The organism is Geobacillus proteiniphilus (assembly GCF_001908025.1).
GTDB lineage: Bacteria > Bacillota > Bacilli > Bacillales > Anoxybacillaceae > Geobacillus > Geobacillus proteiniphilus.
Genome location: NZ_MQMG01000026.1, coordinates 1 through 18,602, shown reverse-complemented (window position 1 = coordinate 18,602; position 18,602 = coordinate 1). Strand labels below are relative to the sequence as shown.

Genomic DNA, 18,602 nt, shown 5'->3' with positions numbered 1-18,602 from the left:
TAATTATGGGCGTATAATAGATACCAAACACGCAGCAAAGGGGAGGAAACGCGTGAATAAACCGGCCGTTTGTGAACAGTGCGGCCAGCCGTTGCGGCGGCTGAAACACTCACTGCTTTGCCAATGCGGGACGAAAATTGTGGTTCAAAAATCATATCGCTAAAAACGATTTCCTGTTTCTGTCGTATTCAACCGGCGAATGGCGCCGGTTTTTTTCTGTCCTCATTTGGGGTGGCGGCGAATATATAAAAGTAAAACCGCATTTTTCACAAGGGTTGGTGCCGCTGATGCACGACAAACGAGATTTGGGCGCCCGCTTGGCCGCTTTTTACCGAGGGATGGCGGAGTGGGTGGGACAAAAGCAGAAGTATTTTCCTCTTCCATCCCATGAAGAGAGCCGGGATCAGTTGCTTGCTTACTTATATATGAGGGAGCATATGCCGTCGGATTTGCATGAAGCGATGGAAGACGCCGGATGGCGGCTCGAGGGGCAAGAGGCTCATCTCATCGACGCGATCGAACAAGTTTTGGCATATTTGCGCACGCGGGTTGATGGCGGATGGGAGCTTCGAAAGATGACAAGAAAGGAAGCGAAACAGTTGCTTCATAAACGGGCGGAGGCAGTGTTCGGAAGCCCAAGTTCTGTTCGGCCGACACGCATTATGGTGACGATGGACGAGGCATGGGTGGATGAGCCGGGGCTGATCGAGCGGCTGCTTCTTTATGGCATGGACATTGCCCGCATCAACTGCGCCTACGGTTCTCCAGAAACGTGGGAGGCGCTCGTGGCCATCATTCGTCAAGCCGAGAAGCAGTTGGAGCAACAGCTGCAGGGGAGGCGATGCCGCATTTACATGGATCTGCCGGGGCCAAAAATCCGGGTCGACCGCTTGGCGGTCAACGCGGGGCCGATGAAGCTCTCTGTGAAGAAAAATCTATATGGAGAGCCAATGGAGCCGCTCTTCGGCCTCATTTCCTTCTCTTCTTCCCCGCCGCCGTCTCCGCTCCCCCGCGATGTTTCATTCTTGTGGCAGTTGACGGCTGAGGACGGAGCGACCGTCGAAGAAGGGGATGAACTGCTGTTTACCGATGTGCGCGGAAAAAAACGAAAACTTCGGGTCACGGAACAAATCGCGCCGTCTTGTTTTAAAGTTCTTCTTTCGCGGACGGCCTATGTGCAAAAAGGGATGAAACTGCGGCGCGGGTCGGCTTCCTTCACTCTATGTTCTGTTTTGTTCATTCCAATGAAAGCGTTTGTCACGGTCGGTACACCGCTGTATATTTATTTCGATGACGCTGCGTTTGCACAGGCGCAGAATGGATGCGGTGTGAAAATGACGACGACGTTGGCGAAAGCGTGGCGCAATGTGCGGGCGGGAGACCGCCTTTATTTGAACGACGGCCAAATTGCAGCGCGGGTCGTGAAAGTGCACGAGCGGCATGTAGAGGCCAAAGTCGTTGCCGATGGCGGAAAGCGAAAAGCGATTAAGCAAGGAACGGGCATCCATCTTCCCGATTCGTTTCTCCATTTGACGGTTCCGCCGCTCACCGACCGCGACCTTGAATGGATTCCGTTCATCGCGAGATGGGCGGATATCGTCGGGCTGTCGTTTGTTCAGGCCCCTCATGACCTGCGAAAGCTTTATCATTTGCTTGCCGAACAAGGGGCTGGTTCTCTCCCGGTGATCGCGAAAATCGAAACGCGGGCGGCGCTTCATAACTTCGTTCGCATCTTGCTTGAGGGATTGAAGTTTCCGGCGTTTGGTGTGATGATTGCGCGCGGCGATTTGGCCCTGGAGATTGGATTTGAACATCTTGCGGCCGCACAGAACGACGTTTTGGCGCTATGCCGGGCGGCTCACATCCCGGTCATTTGGGCGACGCAAGTGCTTGAACAAATGGCGAAAAAGGGAATTCCGTCGCGCGCGGAAATCTCGGATGTTTTTCTTGGAAAACAGGCGCAATGCATCATGTTGAACAAAGGAAGGCATATTGCGGAGGCGGTGCGCTTATTGTCGTCGTTGTTGGAAAAGGAGGAGAGGCAGAGTGGATCGCTGGCGATGCCGAAAACGGACGGCGAACAGATGAACCTGCTTAACTTGTGGGAGGATGAAGGGTGAGCGTTGGCCACTGCTTCCGCCGTCTGTTTGAGAAATGAGCCGCGCCAAAAAAGGAGTCCTGCTGTGTTAGGGGGCTCCATATTTTTTGTCTAAATGTAAACCTATATAAAAATAAAGTTGACAAATAAAAAACACATCAGGCACAATAGAAACAAATATTTGGAGAGGAGGGAAGATGTGCGAATCCATTCCTTTGTTTGGGCGGCATTTTTTGCCGCGTTGACGGCTGTTGGTGGGTGGATCAAAATTCCGGTGCCGTATGTGCCGTTTACGCTGCAAATCGCGGCGGTGTACTTGGCCGGCTGTCTGCTTGGCCCAAAAATCGGAGCGCTTAGCCAACTTCTATATGTCTTGATTGGGCTGGCGGGCGCGCCCGTGTTTGCGGAAGGAGGCGGGCTCGGTTATATTTGGAAGCCGACGTTTGGCTATTTGCTCGGTTTCATCGCCGGGGCGTATACGTGCGGCTTGCTTGTCCGCCGCTTTCAATGGACAAGAGCGAGAGACATATTGATGGCGAATGCAGCGGCATTGTTGGTCGTGTATGTGTTTGGCTGCGCGTGGCTGTACATAGCGATGAAATGGATCGCGGGGGCTCCGCTTTCCATCGGCCAAACGCTATGGTTCGGCTTTCTTCTCCCGGTGCCGGGAGATCTCGTGCTTTGCGCCGTTTGTTCGGTCATCGCGGCGCGCGTATGGCCGCGCGTCCGACCGATCATGATGACTCGAGGGATGGGGGGATAAGAGAATGGGGCAAGCCATTTTCATGACGGGAACAGGAACAGAAATCGGCAAAACGGTCGTCACTTCCATCGTGGCGTTGGCGCTGGAGCGGCTTGGGATGAGCGTAAGCGTGTTGAAACCGGTTCAGACTGGACTGGCCGAAGACGGGGTGTCGTTTGCCGAACAATATTGGTACGAACGAGTGGCGAAGCTTTCCGCATCAGAAGGCATGTACTATATGGAACCGGCGATGTCGCCGCATTTAGCGGCGAAGTTGACCGGCACGTCCATCGAACCAGAGAGGGTGGCCGAACGGTTGGGATGGCTTACGCAGCGCTATGATGTGGTGCTCGTCGAAGGAGCGGGAGGGTTGGCCGTTCCGTGGTGTGAGCGCGACGGACGATTCTATATGACGAGTGATTTCCTTCGTGATTATCAGCTGCCGGCGATTCTCGTGTCGCTCTCAAGCCTTGGTGCGATTCATCACGCGGTGACGACGGCGGCGTATGCCGACGCGCAAGGCATTCGTCTGCTTGGCCTGATGTTTAATCAGTTTCAGGAACAAGAGATCATCCACCAAAACAATGTCGAAACGATCGCCGCCTTGCTTCGGCTGCCGGTGCTGGCGGTCGTGCCGCTCCTTCCTGCAGTCTCAAGGAGGGAACTGGAAACCCTAGCTCAGCATTGGATCGAACAAGGAAAGGCGAAACAACTGCTGGAGGTGCTTGGCGTTGGCGTATAGCTACGAGCAATTGGAACAGTGGGACAAGCAGTACGTCTGGCATCCATTTACGCAAATGAAGCAGTATGCCAAAGAACGCCCCTTGATCATTGAACGCGGGCAAGGAAGCTATTTGTACGATGTCGACGGCAACCGGTACTTGGACGGCTATGCGTCGCTATGGGTCAATGTCCACGGCCATAACGATCCGGAGCTGAATGCGGCGCTTCGCGAGCAATTGGAGAAAATTGCCCATTCGACATTGCTTGGTTCGGCGAATGTGCCGTCGATTTTGTTGGCCAAACGGCTGCTTGAATATTGGCCGCACATGTCAAAAGTGTTTTATTCCGATACCGGGGCGGCGGCGGTGGAAATCGCGCTCAAGATCGCCTATCAGTATTGGAAAAACATCGACCCGGTCCAATATGCGAAGAAGAACAAGTTTGTCTCGTTGAAGGAAGCGTACCACGGCGATACGGTCGGGGCGGTGAGCGTTGGAGGCATGGAAACGTTCCACCGCATTTTTGCGCCGCTTTTGTTTGAGCGGATCGAAGTGCCGTCGCCGTACGTGTACCGTATGGACGAATACGGAAGCGAGCAGGAGATCGTCGGCTATTGTTTGCGTGAGCTGGAACGGGTGCTTGAGGAGCAGCACGATCAAATCGCCGCGGTTGTCATCGAGCCGCTTGTGCAAGGAGCGGCGGGGATCATCGTCCATCCGCGCGGGTTTTTAAAAGGAGTGGAAAGGCTTTGCCGCCGGTATGGGGTGCTCTTCATTTGCGACGAGGTCGCCGTCGGCTTTGGCCGCACCGGCACGATGTTCGCTTGTGAGCAGGAAGAGGTGAAGCCTGATCTTGTCTGCCTTGGGAAAGGGATTACTGGAGGATATTTGCCGCTCGCGGCCACACTGGTCACGGAAGAGATTTATGCGGCATTTCTCGGCGATGTGGACGAAGACAAAACGTTTTACCACGGCCATACGTATACGGGGAATCAGCTCACTTGTTCCGTTGCGCTGAAAAACATTGAGCTCATCGAAAAACGCGGCTTGATTGACAGCGTAAAGCGGAAGGCGCGCCGGCTGGCCGAATGGCTTGAGCGGTTGTATGAAATTCCAATTGTTGGCGACATCCGGCAAAAAGGCTTGATGTGCGGCATTGAAATCGTGAAAGACCGAAGAACGAAAGAAGTGTTTCCGCGCGCGGCCATGGTGGAGCACCGGATCATCCTTGAGGCGCGCCGGAGGGGGCTTGTCATCCGTCCGCTCGGCCCGGTGTTGACGTTCATACCAGTTCTTTCGATGAGCGAAGACGAAATGGCTGAGGCGGTGCGCATTTTGTTCGATTCGCTTGCCTGTTTGTACGAACAGGCGCGCGCAGAGCTTCTATAAGCGGGGGCGGCGGACAGTAACGGGTTCGGTTCAGAAGTACAAAATCAAAAAAAACAGTACAAATAACAGCGTAATTAGCACAAAATTCGAACTAAATTTAACAAGGTAAAAAGCACATTAAAACGCTTGGGTTTATTCCAAGCGTTTTAAACTAAAATTATATTGACTTGTTAAATCAAGACTGTTACTAAAAGGTTACTACCGTACTTCAATTACAAAGGCATAACTTGAATCTCCCTTTTCCCATCTTGCTGAAACATCATACACATAAACACCTTTTTCTTTTGGTAATAGTATCACATTATCATTTATTGGAACATTTTCTGTTTTTATATTTGTAAGCCATCTATTTACTACTAATGTATTTTCTTTAGGCTCGTCTTTGAATTCTATTTTCAATTGGGAATTTGGTGGTACAACCACAGGTTTTAGTTCTTGATTTTTAATGAGTTCTGGCGGAGAACTTGTATCAGCACAAACAGAATTAAGTAATCCATTCCAACAATACGAACCTTGTGTCACTTCTACCTTTTTTTCTCCAACAGTTATGGTTGGTAAAGGTGGTTTAGCACTAAATAGTCCAATAACAAAATAACCACCAATGCCTAACACAATTAATACTAATAATGGAATTAAAAACTTTTTCATACACTTCCCTCCTCGTGGGTTAATTTTCCCTTTGCTAATTTTCTAAGTAATCTATATATTACCCGTGGTGCTAGTTGAGCTTTAGCGCTCAACTAGCCCAAGTGTAACCAGGGAATAAGCTAACAATATACCGTCTAGTGCCACTTCAAATCCGATAATCGAATTGGCTCGGATCCCCGTGATGCGATAGTGGTCAACCAGAACCGAGAACACCGTCTCGATCACTTTGCGTTTTTGTTGGATCCACTGCTCCCATGTCTCAGACGCACGATGTTTCTGGTTTTTTCGAGACGGAGTCCAAAGCGCCATTTGGTATTCTTCGTACAGCCTTTTTTGCAAGTCACGGCTAATGAATCCTTTGTCCCCAAAGTTATACGGGTGGGGAATTTGGGTCATCACGCTTTCGGCTGCGATTCGATCGTGGCAAGATGCTTCCGTCACCACATACCCCATTGGCAGCCCTTGATCGGTCACTTGAAGGTGCAGCTTCAACGTACCATTGCTTTTTGGAAGCGCAATACCCGATGTCGGCGATCTCTTGAAACCGTTTGACGCGATGCATTCTTGCCGTATGGCACAATGGGAGCGGCAAGCTGTCCACGACGGCATAGGCATGATGTTGGCCACGTTTTGCCAGCTCATGGCGGATCCATTTGATAGCGAAGCCAAGCGCCCGGCAGCGGCGGTTATACCGGGAACGTTCGAGAAACGAGCCGTTTGTGAACAAATTTCCCGTGACAAAACGATGCCACGCCCGTTCAGAAGTAAAACCGAGCAGCTTTCCTAAAAGATGAATGGCGATGATGACAGCGTCCTCTTGCTTGACCAAATGGCGATTTCGACGATGAAGATGCACCTGAATGCATGAAAGTTGAGCAGAAACAAAAACGAAAATGGCGGCATATTGCTTTTGAATCTTGGCCCGATCTGTAGTAAAATGAAAGTGCTCTTGCATAGGGATCCTCCTTTTTAATGGTTGGTTGCACTTTCATTTTAAGGGGATCCTCATGCAAGGGCTATTTTTATGCTTGTTTGAGTTTATCTAGCACCACGGGTAAAAGAAAATAATTTCCTTTAATGAGAATATCTTATAGAAAGAGACCTTCCTTTGCATTCACGGATCGATGATTTGGGAGAAATCGCCGTTTTTCACCAGCCCTCTAGGTACTGGTCTAAGCAGCGGGCGTTTTTCCTGCATACAGTGGGACTAAAGCAAGCGGAAGGGGGGAAGCAAGATGAGCCATCTCCAAGTGGCGGATGAGCGCATTTGGCGGCCATGGGGCTGGTGGTTTTGGCGGCCGCGCCCGTTTTTCTTCGGCGCTCCGTTTTTTGGCGCTCCATTTTTCGGCGGCTTTTTAGGCGGTTTGCTCGGGAGCGCATTGGTTCCGCTGTTTTTCTATCCGTGGTGGTATGGCCCCATTTGGTGGTGAGAAACCGGCAAGGGTTGGGCGGACGGCCCACCCTCTTTTCTTGTTTGTTGCATATGAATACAGTGTAGCATTCTAGCTTTGGGGAAAGGAGAAGGAACGATGCTATTTCCAGGATTGTTGTTTGGCGCCCCATTTGTCGGCGGCTTCTTGGGCGGATTGCTCGGCGGCGCGTTAGCTCCGCGTCCGTTTTATCCGTACCCGCCATATCCGCCGTACCCGGGCTGGTGGTATTGAACCTAGCCATGAAGAATAAGCATCCCGTCGGTGAAACAGGGATGCTTATTCGATGATTCCGGTGTCGCGGATCGTCACCTCGGCGGTGACGCGGATCGGAAGGTGGCTGTAGTTCTTATAAAAATCGCGGTGGCGAAACTGTCGGTAACGGCTCGCGGCCAGATCGCCGAAGCCGATCGGATCGATGTGTTTTTCTTGAAAACGGCGGAGAAGAGCCGCGGTTTTCGAACGAATTTGTTGTTCGAATGTTTTTTCGACAGACTTGCGGACATCGAATGTGAATGCCCCACGTTTGTATTCGCGTACGACTCCTTCAAGCGCAAGATGAACATGAATATGCGGGCGGGTTTTTGGTCCTGAAAAGGAAATGGTCCGCTTTGTTGAGATATTTTTAATGGATACGTAGTGTTGGCGATTCAATCGGATCGTATGGGTACCTTCACTGTAGGCATCGGCTGCGATTTTAAAGTAGAACATATCACTCCGCCCAATCGTATCGACCATCCGATCGTTGCGAAAGAGAGCAACACCGATCACTTGTACATCTTCACCCACCCGGCGTATATATGGCAAAAAAGGATCTTTTCCGTCCGCATAGTACGTTTTTAAAAATAAATGCAAATTTGTTTTGGGCAAATCGCGCTGCTCGATATTTTGTTTTAGTAAGTTCGAGAGATAAATGCCGCTTCCTTGCCGGCCGTAACGTCCTTCGAGCAAACGTTCAGCTGTCCCATCGACCACCGCCAAATACAGTCTCGCCCCGATGCTCGCATCGCGGTGGAATTTATTGACAAAGGGAAAAATCCCCCGTTTGGCCAGGCGTTTTCCGTACAAGGCGGTCTCAATGCTTCCGTTGACGAGCGGCTCAGATGTTTTATATTGCAGTTCTTCGAGCACGTCTTTCGCCGTAGGGGAAACGGCTGTCAACGTTTTGTTTGCTGTTTCTCCTTTTTTGTAAACCGGGATGAGAACGGTTCCCCGAATTTTCTCTTTTCCTGCTTCATCAAACCCGACCGCGCTTTCAATGTTGATATCATCCAAAATTTCTTTGCGAAGACAGCCGCAAAGGATCGCGACGGTAAACCCGATCAACAGAGCGGTTCGTATGCTCATACGTTTCCTCTCACTTTCTTCACAATATATGTAATGCCTGCAAGACAAGGAATCCATATATAAAGGAAATAAAAGCCGACTCTGTTTAAAATGGTGTTAACGAAGTCTACTTCTTTGCGGTCATGAATGAGCAGCGTGCTGAAAAAACAAATGGCGGCAATGACGAGCAACGCAGTTTTTTGGCGGACCGGAAAAAGCTGCTTGCATATCCGTGAAGAACACCATAATCCTAAGCAGACGTTCGGCAAAATAATCAGCAGCCAGTTGGCGATGCCGATATATTCGAAGCGTTCAATGAACGGCAATTCCACTATTTTCCACATCGTTAACGTCGGCCAAATTTGCCGCTGCAGTTGTTTTTCGCTAAAATATGCCAATGTCAATACGGTAAGCAACGCATAAAACAATGTCGTCGTCAATAAGGCGGCATGCGCCCATTTGGCGGACTGGTTTCCGCGCTTGATAAAAGGGTAAAAGAGCAAAATCGTTTCGTATCCAAGCATCGTCAATGTCATTTGTTTCGCCGCCTTCACAATGGTTGAAGGGGGATGATCCAATATCGGAAGCAGCTGGTAAAAGTCAGTGTAATCAAGGACAAACCAAAAGGTAAACAACAAATAGCTCGGAATGATCAAGCAAAAAAAGCAAATGCCGACAACAACCCGGAATCCGCCAACGGTAATGTATAGACAAAGAAACAAAAATGCGAGTGAAAATTCCCATGTTTTCAAGTCAGGAAACATCCATACTTGAATCACTTCGATATATGTGCGCAGAACGACAAAGGCCATAGCGGCAAAGTAAAGGGCAAGCAATGACGAAAGGGCTCCTCCGACCCAGCGGCCGAAAAGGCGCTGATGAAGGAGGAGGAAATCGCCATCTGCCTGTTGCAGCAACCAGTATAGCACGATGAGAATCAGATGGGACGAAGCGCCGGCAAGCAGGACGGAAATCCAGGCATCATGTCCGGCTGTTTTCGCGATGACCCGCTGAAATCCGAGCACTCCGACACCGATTTGCATGGACACGATCACAAAAAAGGTCATGAAAGGTGAAACTTGTAGACGTTCGGCAACAGAAGCCATTGTCGTCCTCCTGTCGGTTTGTCATTCGTCGATGTCCCGTTTTTCTTTTGCCTTTTTCCTATTAAAGCGAATGGGCTGCTCGGTCCGCAATGTTTCCGGCCGTTTCGATTGGCTTGTAAACGGCAGGCGGATGAACGCGTCTTTTAAATCCCGCCAACGGGGCGGATATAAAGGAGCAAGGAACGGACGACCGAGCGAAGTTAAGTAAAGCAGATGGGTCATGACAATACAAAAACAAAAAGCAACGCCAAGCAACCCCCACATTTCAGCGAACAGGATAAAGGGAAAACGCATCAAGCGAATGGTGTTCCCGATTTTATAAACGGGAGTAGTAAAGGAAGCCAGTGCGGCGAGCGCCACTAAGATGAGCAAAACATTGCTTGTCAAACCGGCTTCAACGGAGGCGGTTCCAATAACAATCCCGCCCACGATCCCGATCGTTTGGCCGACTTTTGTTGGGAGCCGCGCCCCGGCCTCCCTCAATAGCTCAATCGTTAGTTCGAGAAACAACACTTCCAAAATGGGTGGGAACGGAATTTCCCTTCTTGATGTAATCAAGGTGCCGAGTAAATCTTTTGGAATCAGTTCGTAATGATAGTTCAACGTCGCTACATAGATCGGCGTGATCAAAATGGAAAAGGTGACCGAAAACAGGCGGATGAGACGGAAAAACGATGCGATCGTCCAATTGAGAAAATAGTCTTCAAAGGATGAAAAAAATTCCACTAACGTCGTCGGACCAATCAACACATGCGGAGATCCATCCACTATAATTGCTACTTTTCCTTCGGCCAGCACGGCAGCGACTCGGTCCGGGTGCTCCGTATCGAGCAGCTGCGGAAAGGGGGAGTGCCGGTTGTCCGAAATAATTTGTACGATATAAGAGCTGTCGATCATCTCGTCAAATTCCACTTGTTCGATGCGCTGAAGAACCGTTTGGACGTTGTCGGGATTAGCAATGCCATCAATATACACAACGGCGACTTTCGTTTTCGACAGCGTTCCGACCCTTGTCATTTTGACCGTCAAACGGTCGATCGGGATTCGTTTGCGCAATAAGTACAAATTTGTTTCCAACGATTCAATAAACGACTCCTTCGGGCCGACGACGCTAAATTCCACTTCGGGGATAGTGAGTGTCCGTTCCAATGTTTTTTGCGCCTTTATGAGCAGCCCGGTTTCGTCCGTTTCATGAAGGCGGACGAATAAATATCCCTCGAGCAGTTTGGCCTTTACATCATTTGGGTCGCTAGAGATATAGGCGTCGTCGATCGGAAGAGCTTGGCGTATATCTTCTAAAGATGAAAACGGACGATGAAACAAGTATGGGAAAATAGAGCGAGCGACAGTTTCTATATCAACCATCGGCTTGATATACGACACCCATAGATAGAGACCGGATGTGTCGTTCCGGTACACTTTCGTTTGGAAATCCATCGAGCTTCCTAATGTTTGCAGCGTCGCCCATACGGATGGCGGTGGAGCTGTCATCCCTCTCCCCCTTTGTGTTGAGACTTTCTCATTGTCAGACGAGAAAGAGGATGTCCGCGCGCACTAGAGGACATCCTCGTTTGCTTTCTTCACTGCAGTTGGTTTCCTTGATAAGGGAACTGGCTGGTATACCCTTGGAACTGCTGGTACATTTGCTGAAGCTTTTGCGGATCGGCGGCTTCAAGTTTGTACCAGCCTTTTTTGAACATCAAGTTATACAGTTCGCGCTGGCAGTTTTGTGTTTCTGTGAAAATGTTCATCATTTCTTGATATAACGGTTGGTTGCTCGCCTCATGCAAGTACACGCTGTATGCCGACGTCATGTATTTTTCTGTTGTCAACATATCGTTCAAAAAGTCGCGCTCATTCATTTGCGGTGTTTTCGGCACTTGCGTTTCCGGGTTTTGCACTTGTCTTGTGTTCATGCGGCTTTCCTCCTTTTACATGACCGGCGGTTGCGGCGGGTTTTGCAAATGGCGCAAAATCATGTTGTAATGGCGCTGGTGCATTTGCCCGGCGCGCTCGATCGCCTGCACCACTTCAGGGTCTCGGCATTGTGAGGCGAAAAAGTGCGCTTTTTTCGCTGCGAGCAAGTTCCACGACATCATATCGGAAAAATACATGGCGTCTTTTGTGGACACCATTTGCGGCGGCTCGGGCATCGCCGCCTGCGGGTTCATTTGTGGTTGCTGTTGCATCGTTGTTCGCTCCTTTCGTCGGTTGTTCGCTTGTAGATTGTGCAGAGAGTGGAAAATTATGCGCATATAAAAAATAAACCGTGGGGAAAAAACATATTCAATTGAATTGAAACATGGTACAATAAGAATGGTGAATGCGTTTCCATACAAGGAGGCTTGCAACAGTGGAGCAGTTGATGCGCGATTTTTTCCTGTTCTTATCGAAAAATAAAACATTGACGAAATGGGCGAAACGATACGGCCTCCGCTTCGGCGCGTCAAGGTTTGTCGCCGGCGAAACGATCGAGGAAGCGGTGCGCGTCATCCGCCAGCTGAACGAAAAAGGATTGGCGGTCACGGTCGACTATTTGGGTGAGTTTGTCGACAATGAGCAGGAAGCGAATGAGATGGCGCGCCATTGCTTGGAGGCGATTGAGGCGATCAGCCGGGAGAAATTGAACTCGCAGCTGTCGCTGAAAATGACATCGATGGGGCTTGATATTTCCGATGAGCTTGTCATGCGCAACATGCGCCGTATTTTGGATGCGGCAAAACAGCGCGGTGTGTTTGTGACGATCGATATGGAAGACTATTCGCGCTGCCAAAAGACGCTGGACATTTTTAAAACGTTGAAAAAAGAATACGACAACGTCGGCACGGTGCTGCAGGCGTATTTGTACCGGACGGAACAAGACATTGAAGACTTAAAGCCGTACCGCCCGAACTTGCGTCTCGTCAAAGGAGCGTACAAAGAACCGCCCGAAGTGGCGTTTCCGGATAAAAAAGATGTCGATGAGAACTTTAAGAAGATCATCAAAATGCATTTGCTAAACGGCAACTATACGGCGGTGGCGACGCATGACGACGCCATCATCGAATATACGAAGCAGCTCGTCAAAGAATACAACATTCCCAACAGCCAGTTTGAATTCCAAATGCTGTACGGCATCCGCCCGGAGCGCCAAGTGCAGCTGGCGCGCGAAGGATATACGATGCGCGTGTACGTTCCGTACGGCACGGACTGGTATGGCTATTTTATGCGCCGGCTCGCCGAACGGCCGGCCAACGTGGCGTTTGTTTTAAAAGGCATCCTCCGCAAGTAGGGGCGCAAAACAGAGGAAAACGCCGGCGGACGCCGAGCGTTCGGGCGCAGAAGGGGACAGGCATCCAGCGGCAACGGCCATCAAGCCTTTTTGGATTTCAGACAAACGCCGTTGCATGTCACGGGGCGTCGGGCGGTCATTTGAGGTAAACGCCGTTCAGATCGTGCGGCCTCTCTTTATTTGCAGCTATGACAGGCGGGAGCTGACGCCATGGGCGTCAGTCCCCTTGCATGTTGTGTTTTTTGTACTGCTGGTTTTGGCTTGTCCGCTTGCCGCCGCCGTCGGCTTCGACCGTCGGGCCGGCGTTTCCTTTGACGCTTGCGGCGCTGACGCCGCGTTCAGATGGATTTTTTTTCAACCGGGCCATCGGTGGTTCACCTCCTGATCGTTAGTATGAGCAACATTTCGGAGTGCGATGTCGGGAAAAATATGCACAAATATATTGCGAAAATTATCAACATACTATATATTTAGTTATAGAGAGCGGTTTCAACGATATTTTTTTCATCAAAAAATGAATGACCATTCATTCAATGGTGTGAGGGGGAACCGAAATGGTAAAACGCATTCGGCGCGCCGCGGTGCTCGGGTCCGGCGTCATGGGTTCGGGCATTGCCGCCCATTTGGCGAACGTCGGCATTCCGACGCTGCTGTTGGATATCGTGCCGCGGGAATTGACGAAAGAGGAAGAAGCAAAAGGTTGGACGCTCGAGCATAAACAAGTGCGCAACCGCCTCGCCAATCAGGCGCTCGAGCGGCTGCTCAAGCAAAAACCGGCGCCGCTCATGTCCAAAGACAACATCGCTTTGATTGAAACGGGCAACTTCGAGGATGACTTCCACCGGCTCGCGGAAGTCGATTGGATCATTGAAGCGGTCGTTGAAAAGCTGGAAGTGAAAAAAGAAGTCTTCGCTCGCGTCGACGAGGTGCGGACGCCGGGGACGATCGTCAGCTCGAACACATCCGGCATCTCGATCGCCGCAATGGCGGAGGGGCGTTCCGACGATTTCAAAAAACACTTTTTAGGCACGCATTTCTTCAACCCGCCGCGCTATTTGAAGCTGCTTGAGATCATCCCGACGGAGCATACGGATCCGGATGTGGTCGCCTATATGAAATCGTTCGGCGAAGACGTGCTCGGCAAAGGCGTCGTCATGGCGAAAGATACGCCGAACTTCATCGCCAACCGGATCGGCACGTATGGCTTGCTCGTCACCGTCCGCGAGATGATGCAAGGCGGCTACAGCGTCGGCGAGGTCGATTCGGTGACGGGGCCGCTCATCGGCCGGCCGAAAAGCGCGACGTTCCGCACGCTTGACGTCGTCGGGCTCGATACGTTCGTGCATGTCGCCAACAACGTGTATGAAAACGTCGAAGGGGAAGAAAAAGAGGCGTTCCGCGTGCCGGAGTTTATGAAAACGATGCTTGAAAACGGCTGGCTCGGCAGCAAATCCGGACAAGGCTTTTTTGTCAAGCAAGGAAAAGACATTCTCGAGCTGAACTACGTCACGATGCAATACGAGCCGCGCAAAAAGCTTGTCACCCCGGCGGTGGAGATGGCGAAGCAGGCGAAAGGAGCGGCTGCCAAGCTGCAAACGCTCGTGTATGCCGATGGCGACCGCGCGGGAACGCTCCTTTGGAACATCATCGCACCGACATTGCTGTACACTGCCCGCCTTGTCGGGGAGATCGCCGACGACATCGTAGCGATCGATCAGGCGATGAAGTGGGGGTTCGGCTGGGAGCAAGGTCCGTTTGAACTGTGGGATGCGATCGGCCTCGAGAAGTCGGTGCGTAAAATGCAGTCAGAAGGGCGCGACATCCCGTCGTGGATCACGGACATGCTCGACGACGGAGCCACATCGTTCTATAAAACGGAAAACGGCCGGCTGTTCTATTATGCGCCGGGCGGGTATAAAACAGTAGAAGAAAACGAAAAAGTCATCCACATCCGCCGGCTGAAAGAGGCGCGCGGCGTCATCAAGAAAAATGCCGGCGCCAGCCTCATTGACCTCGGCGACGACGTGGCGCTTCTGGAGTTCCATTCGCCGAACAACGCGATTGGCGCCGATATTGTCCAAATGATCAACGAGGCGCTTGAGGAAGTCAACCGCAACTACAAAGGGCTCGTCATCGGCAACCAAGGGAAAAACTTCTGCGTCGGCGCGAACTTGGCGATGATGCTCATGGAGGCGCAAGACGAAAACTTTTTTGAATTGGAACTTGCCGTTCGCCAGTTCCAGCAAGCGCTTCTCAAAATGAAATACAACCCGAAGCCGGTCGTCGTCGCGCCGTTTGCCATGACGTTAGGCGGCGGGGCGGAAGTGAGCTTGGCGGCTTCACGCATCCAAGCGGCGGCCGAGACGTACATCGGGCTCGTCGAAGTCGGCGTCGGCTTGATTCCGGGTGGCGGCGGCAACAAGGAGCTGTACATCAAACGGTTGAACAGCCTGCCGCGCGGCGTGGACGTCGACTACGTCAAAATCGCGGCCAGCGTATTTGAAACGATCGCCATGGCGAAAGTGTCGACGTCAGCGGCGGAAGCGCGCGAGCTTGGCTTCTTGAATCACCGCGACGGCATCACGATGAACGGCGACCATCTGCTGTATGAAGCGAAACAGGCGGTGCTCTCGATGTATGAGGAAGGGTACCGGCCTCCTGTAAGGAAGAAAGTGCCGGTGGCCGGCGAAAGCGGCTATGCCGCCATGCTGCTTGGGGCGCAGTCGATGTTCCATTCCGGCTACATCAGCGAGCACGATTTGAAAATCGCGAAAAAATTGGCGTATGTTCTAGCCGGCGGCAAAGTGCCGTACGGAACGGAAGTCGACGAGCAATATTTGCTCGATCTCGAGCGCGAGGCGTTTTTGAGCCTCATCGGCGAGCCGAAGACGCAAGCGCGCATGCAGCATATGCTTGTGAAAGGAAAACCGCTCCGCAACTAAAGCGGAGGAGATCAAGGGGGGATTGGCGTGAGAGAAGCGGTCATTGTCGCAGGTGCGCGCACACCGGTCGGCAAAGCGAAAAAAGGAACGCTCGCCCACGTGCGGCCGGATGATTTAGGGGCGCTCGTCGTCAAAGAAACGATCAAGCGCGCGGGGAACTATGAAGGAAACATTGACGACTTGATTATCGGGTGCGCCATGCCGGAGGCGGAGCAAGGATTGAACATCGCCCGCAACATCGGCGCGCTCGCCGGGCTGCCATATACCGTGCCGGCGATCACGATCAACCGGTATTGCTCGTCCGGTTTGCAGGCGATCGCCTATGCGGCGGAACGGGTGATGCTCGGCCATTCCGACACGGTCATCGCCGGCGGGGTCGAATCGATGAGCATGGTGCCGATGATGGGGCATGTCGTCCGCCCGAACGCCCGCTTGGCGGAAGAAGCGCCGGAATACTACATGTCGATGGGGCACACTGCCGAGCAAGTGGCGAAAAAATACGGCGTCAGCCGCGAGGACCAAGACGCGTTCGCGGTGCGCAGCCACCAGCGCGCCGCCAAGGCGATTGCCGAAGGAAAATTCAATGAAGAAATCGTGCCGGTCGAGGTGACGGTGCGCAAAGTAGAAGGCAACAAACTCGTTGAGGAGAAAGTCGTCTTTACACAAGATGAAGGCGTGCGCCCGGACACGAATATGGAAACGCTCGCGAAACTCCGGCCGGCGTTTGCGGTAAACGGCACCGTCACCGCCGGCAACGCGTCGCAAATGAGCGACGGGGCGGCGGCGGTCATGGTGATGGACCGCGAAAAAGCGGAGTCGCTCGGCTTGAAGCCGCTCGGCAAGTTTCGTTCGTTCGCGGTTGCCGGCGTGCCGCCGGAAGTGATGGGGATCGGCCCGGTCGCTGCGGTGCCGAAAGCGTTGAAGCTGGCCGGCCTTGAGCTGTCCGACATCGGTTTGATCGAGCTGAACGAAGCGTTCGCCTCGCAATCGATCCAAGTCATCCGCGAACTTGGGTTGGATGAAGACATTGTCAACGTCAACGGCGGGGCGATTGCTCTAGGCCACCCGCTCGGCTGCACGGGCGCGAAGCTGACCTTGTCTTTGCTTTACGAAATGCGGCGCCGCAACGTGCAGTTCGGCATCGTCACGATGTGCATCGGCGGCGGCATGGGAGCGGCCGGCGTGTTTGAGCTGCTGTAGCGGCAGCTGACAGCGAGCGGGCTTCATCAGCTCGCGCGAGGCATGCATCCGCATTTGCCCGTCTGCATGGAACGTCTATTTCCCGGGCGGCGTTGCCGCCCGGATCATCAATCATCTTTCGGGGGAGGAAATCAACGATGGCCAAAACGATGGAAGAAGCGATCAAAGGCGGCAGCTTTTTGATTGAAGACATTCCGGCGGAGCGCGTGTTTACGCCGGAAGATTTCACCGACGAACATCATATGATTGCCAAAACGACGGAAGAGTATGTCAACAATGAAGTGCTCCCGCAGCTCGAGCATTTGGAAAACCACGAGTTTGACCGTTCCGTGAAATTGCTTCGCAAAGCGGGCGAGCTCGGCTTGTTAAGCGCTGACATTCCGGAAGAATACGGCGGTTTGGGCCTAGATAAAGTCAGTTCGGCCATCATTGCGGAAAAAATGGCGCCGGCCGGCGGTTTTGCCATTTCGCACGGGGCGCACGTCGGAATTGGCTCGCTGCCGATTGTGTTGTTTGGCACGGAAGAACAAAAACAAAAATATTTGCCGTATTTAGCGACCGGCGAAAAAATCGCCGCCTACGCCTTGACGGAGCCTGGCTCGGGTTCGGACGCCCTCGGCGCGAAAACGACGGCGAGATTAAACGCGGAAGGCACGCATTACATTTTAAACGGCGAAAAACAATGGATCACCAACTCCGGTTTTGCTGATGTGTTTGTCGTCTATGCAAAAGTCGACGGCGAACATTTCACCGCGTTCATCGTGGAACGCGACTTCCCGGGCGTTTCAACTGGTCCGGAAGAAAAGAAAATGGGGATTAAAAGCTCGTCGACAAGAACGCTCATTTTGCAAGATGTGCCGGTGCCGAAAGAAAACGTGCTCGGTGAAATCGGAAAAGGCCATGTCATCGCCTTCAACATTTTGAACATCGGCCGCTACAAGCTTGGGTTAGGGGCGGTCGGCGGCGCGAAGCGGGCGCTTGAAATCACGCTCAAATACGCCAATCAGCGCCAGCAATTCAAACGGCCGATTTCGCAGTTTACGTTGACGCAGGAAAAATTCGCGACGATGGCGTCGCGCCTGTATGCCGCCGAAAGCTCGGTTTACCGCACGGTCGGCTTGTTCGATGAACGGATGAGCCTGCTTGATGCGGAAAAGGCGAAAGATGGCAAAGAAGTGGCGAAATCGATCGCCGAATATGCGATCGAATGCTCATTGAACAAGTTTTTTGCCACGGAAGTGCTCGATTACATCGTGGATGAAGGCGTGCAAATCCACGGCGGGTACGGCTTTATGCAGGAATACGAAATTGAGCGCGCCTACCGCGATTCGCGCATCAACCGCATTTTCGAGGGGACGAACGAAATCAACCGCCTTCTCGTGCCGGGCATGTATTTGAAAAAGGCGTTAAAAGGCGAGCTGCCGCTCTTCCAAAAAGCGCAGCAGCTTCAGGAAGAACTGATGATGATGGCCGCCGAAGAGCCGGGGACGGGCGCGCTGGAACAAGAGAAATACTTGGTGCGCAACGCGAAAAAAATCGCCTTGATGGTCGCCGGTTTAGCGGCGCAAAAATACGGCCAGCGCATTGAAGAAGAGCAAGAAGTGCTCGTCAACATCGCCGACATCGTCTCGAACATTTATGCGATGGAATCAGCGCTTTTGCGCACGGAAAAAGCGATTCAGGCGAGCGGTGAGGAGAAAAACAAACAAAAATTGCTGTACACGCAAA

The 18,602-nt window shown here is 52.1% G+C and carries 17 protein-coding genes and 1 pseudogene; 10 read left to right on the top strand and 8 right to left on the bottom strand.

Features of this window, described 5'->3' with window-relative positions:
• Positions 1-287: 287 nt before the first annotated feature.
• The 4 genes from BRO54_RS10200 (at position 288) to bioA (ending at position 4,951) form a co-directional block, all read left to right on the top strand.
• Complete coding sequence (locus tag BRO54_RS10200; protein ID WP_233499898.1) at positions 288-2,120, top strand: pyruvate kinase; 1,833 nt, start codon at positions 288-290, stop codon at positions 2,118-2,120.
• A 177-nt stretch (positions 2,121-2,297) separates the two neighbouring features.
• Positions 2,298-2,861: a biotin transporter BioY gene (locus tag BRO54_RS10195; RefSeq protein ID WP_011232488.1), complete on the top strand. Its 564-nt coding sequence runs from the start codon at positions 2,298-2,300 to the stop codon at positions 2,859-2,861.
• Between the two features lie 4 nt (positions 2,862-2,865).
• On the top strand, positions 2,866-3,582 hold the full coding sequence (gene bioD / locus BRO54_RS10190) for a dethiobiotin synthase (protein WP_033026211.1): 717 nt from the start codon (positions 2,866-2,868) through the stop codon (positions 3,580-3,582).
• On the top strand, positions 3,572-4,951 hold the full coding sequence (gene bioA / locus BRO54_RS10185) for an adenosylmethionine--8-amino-7-oxononanoate transaminase (RefSeq protein WP_021321761.1): 1,380 nt from the start codon (positions 3,572-3,574) through the stop codon (positions 4,949-4,951). Before bioD ends, bioA begins: the two co-directional genes overlap by 11 nt.
• Before the next feature lie 198 nt (positions 4,952-5,149).
• On the opposite strand, the gene BRO54_RS10180 is transcribed toward bioA, so the two are convergent.
• On the bottom strand, positions 5,150-5,599 hold the full coding sequence (locus BRO54_RS10180) for a hypothetical protein (protein ID WP_025039205.1): 450 nt from the start codon (positions 5,597-5,599) through the stop codon (positions 5,150-5,152).
• Positions 5,600-5,680: 81 nt separating this feature from the next.
• Positions 5,681-6,554: pseudogene (locus BRO54_RS10175) on the bottom strand (IS982 family transposase).
• A 280-nt stretch (positions 6,555-6,834) separates the two neighbouring features.
• Here BRO54_RS10175 and BRO54_RS10170 point away from each other — a divergent pair.
• Both BRO54_RS10170 and BRO54_RS20810 read left to right on the top strand, forming a co-directional pair.
• The gene (locus BRO54_RS10170) at positions 6,835-7,029 is read left to right on the top strand and encodes a hypothetical protein (RefSeq protein WP_033026199.1); all 195 of its coding nucleotides are present in this window, start codon (positions 6,835-6,837) and stop codon (positions 7,027-7,029) included.
• Between the two features lie 99 nt (positions 7,030-7,128).
• Positions 7,129-7,263 carry a hypothetical protein gene (locus BRO54_RS20810; protein ID WP_011232483.1) on the top strand — a complete coding sequence of 45 codons (135 nt, stop codon included), beginning with the start codon at positions 7,129-7,131 and terminating at the stop codon, positions 7,261-7,263.
• Positions 7,264-7,308: 45 nt separating this feature from the next.
• On the opposite strand, the gene BRO54_RS10165 is transcribed toward BRO54_RS20810, so the two are convergent.
• The 5 genes from BRO54_RS10165 to BRO54_RS10145 form a co-directional block, all read right to left on the bottom strand.
• A complete protein-coding gene (locus BRO54_RS10165; RefSeq protein ID WP_033026197.1) occupies positions 7,309-8,376 on the bottom strand; it encodes a Ger(x)C family spore germination protein in 1,068 nt (355 codons plus the stop codon).
• Positions 8,373-9,461 carry a GerAB/ArcD/ProY family transporter gene (locus BRO54_RS10160; RefSeq protein WP_033026194.1) on the bottom strand — a complete coding sequence of 363 codons (1,089 nt, stop codon included), beginning with the start codon at positions 9,459-9,461 and terminating at the stop codon, positions 8,373-8,375. Before BRO54_RS10160 ends, BRO54_RS10165 begins: the two co-directional genes overlap by 4 nt.
• A 21-nt stretch (positions 9,462-9,482) precedes the next feature.
• Complete coding sequence (locus BRO54_RS10155; protein WP_033026192.1) at positions 9,483-10,952, bottom strand: spore germination protein; 1,470 nt, start codon at positions 10,950-10,952, stop codon at positions 9,483-9,485.
• 89 nt (positions 10,953-11,041) lie between these two features.
• A complete protein-coding gene (locus BRO54_RS10150) occupies positions 11,042-11,377 on the bottom strand; it encodes a spore coat protein (RefSeq protein WP_033026188.1) in 336 nt (111 codons plus the stop codon).
• Between the two features lie 15 nt (positions 11,378-11,392).
• Positions 11,393-11,650: a hypothetical protein gene (locus tag BRO54_RS10145; RefSeq protein WP_033026186.1), complete on the bottom strand. Its 258-nt coding sequence runs from the start codon at positions 11,648-11,650 to the stop codon at positions 11,393-11,395.
• A 164-nt stretch (positions 11,651-11,814) separates the two neighbouring features.
• Here BRO54_RS10145 and BRO54_RS10140 point away from each other — a divergent pair, with 164 nt between their 5' ends.
• Positions 11,815-12,732: a proline dehydrogenase family protein gene (locus BRO54_RS10140; RefSeq protein ID WP_011232480.1), complete on the top strand. Its 918-nt coding sequence runs from the start codon at positions 11,815-11,817 to the stop codon at positions 12,730-12,732.
• A gap of 217 nt (positions 12,733-12,949) precedes the next feature.
• Here the strand turns inward: BRO54_RS10140 and BRO54_RS10135 are convergent, their stop codons facing one another.
• Complete coding sequence (locus tag BRO54_RS10135) at positions 12,950-13,099, bottom strand: YuzL family protein (protein ID WP_011232479.1); 150 nt, start codon at positions 13,097-13,099, stop codon at positions 12,950-12,952.
• 187 nt (positions 13,100-13,286) lie between these two features.
• Between BRO54_RS10135 and BRO54_RS10130 the strand changes: the two genes are divergently transcribed.
• The 3 genes from BRO54_RS10130 to BRO54_RS10120 form a co-directional block, all read left to right on the top strand.
• The gene (locus BRO54_RS10130; RefSeq protein ID WP_033026183.1) at positions 13,287-15,674 is read left to right on the top strand and encodes a 3-hydroxyacyl-CoA dehydrogenase/enoyl-CoA hydratase family protein; all 2,388 of its coding nucleotides are present in this window, start codon (positions 13,287-13,289) and stop codon (positions 15,672-15,674) included.
• A 27-nt stretch (positions 15,675-15,701) separates the two neighbouring features.
• Positions 15,702-16,874, top strand: a complete 1,173-nt coding sequence (locus tag BRO54_RS10125) for an acetyl-CoA C-acetyltransferase (protein ID WP_011232477.1) — start codon at positions 15,702-15,704, stop codon at positions 16,872-16,874.
• 137 nt (positions 16,875-17,011) lie between these two features.
• The coding region (locus BRO54_RS10120) for an acyl-CoA dehydrogenase family protein (RefSeq protein ID WP_074043870.1) at positions 17,012-18,602 on the top strand (1,591 nt) is incomplete at its 3' end.

Coding starts and splice junctions, on each gene's coding strand:
- BRO54_RS10200 (WP_233499898.1), top strand. CDS start 288: ATGCACGACAAACGAGATTTGGGCGCCCGCTTGGCCGCTTTTTACCGA.
- bioD (WP_033026211.1), top strand. CDS start 2,866: ATGGGGCAAGCCATTTTCATGACGGGAACAGGAACAGAAATCGGCAAA.
- BRO54_RS10180 (WP_025039205.1), bottom strand. CDS start 5,599: ATGAAAAAGTTTTTAATTCCATTATTAGTATTAATTGTGTTAGGCATT.
- BRO54_RS10170 (WP_033026199.1), top strand. CDS start 6,835: ATGAGCCATCTCCAAGTGGCGGATGAGCGCATTTGGCGGCCATGGGGC.
- BRO54_RS20810 (WP_011232483.1), top strand. CDS start 7,129: ATGCTATTTCCAGGATTGTTGTTTGGCGCCCCATTTGTCGGCGGCTTC.
- BRO54_RS10165 (WP_033026197.1), bottom strand. CDS start 8,376: ATGAGCATACGAACCGCTCTGTTGATCGGGTTTACCGTCGCGATCCTT.
- BRO54_RS10160 (WP_033026194.1), bottom strand. CDS start 9,461: ATGGCTTCTGTTGCCGAACGTCTACAAGTTTCACCTTTCATGACCTTT.
- BRO54_RS10155 (WP_033026192.1), bottom strand. CDS start 10,952: ATGACAGCTCCACCGCCATCCGTATGGGCGACGCTGCAAACATTAGGA.
- BRO54_RS10150 (WP_033026188.1), bottom strand. CDS start 11,377: ATGAACACAAGACAAGTGCAAAACCCGGAAACGCAAGTGCCGAAAACA.
- BRO54_RS10145 (WP_033026186.1), bottom strand. CDS start 11,650: ATGCAACAGCAACCACAAATGAACCCGCAGGCGGCGATGCCCGAGCCG.
- BRO54_RS10135 (WP_011232479.1), bottom strand. CDS start 13,099: ATGGCCCGGTTGAAAAAAAATCCATCTGAACGCGGCGTCAGCGCCGCA.
- BRO54_RS10130 (WP_033026183.1), top strand. CDS start 13,287: ATGGTAAAACGCATTCGGCGCGCCGCGGTGCTCGGGTCCGGCGTCATG.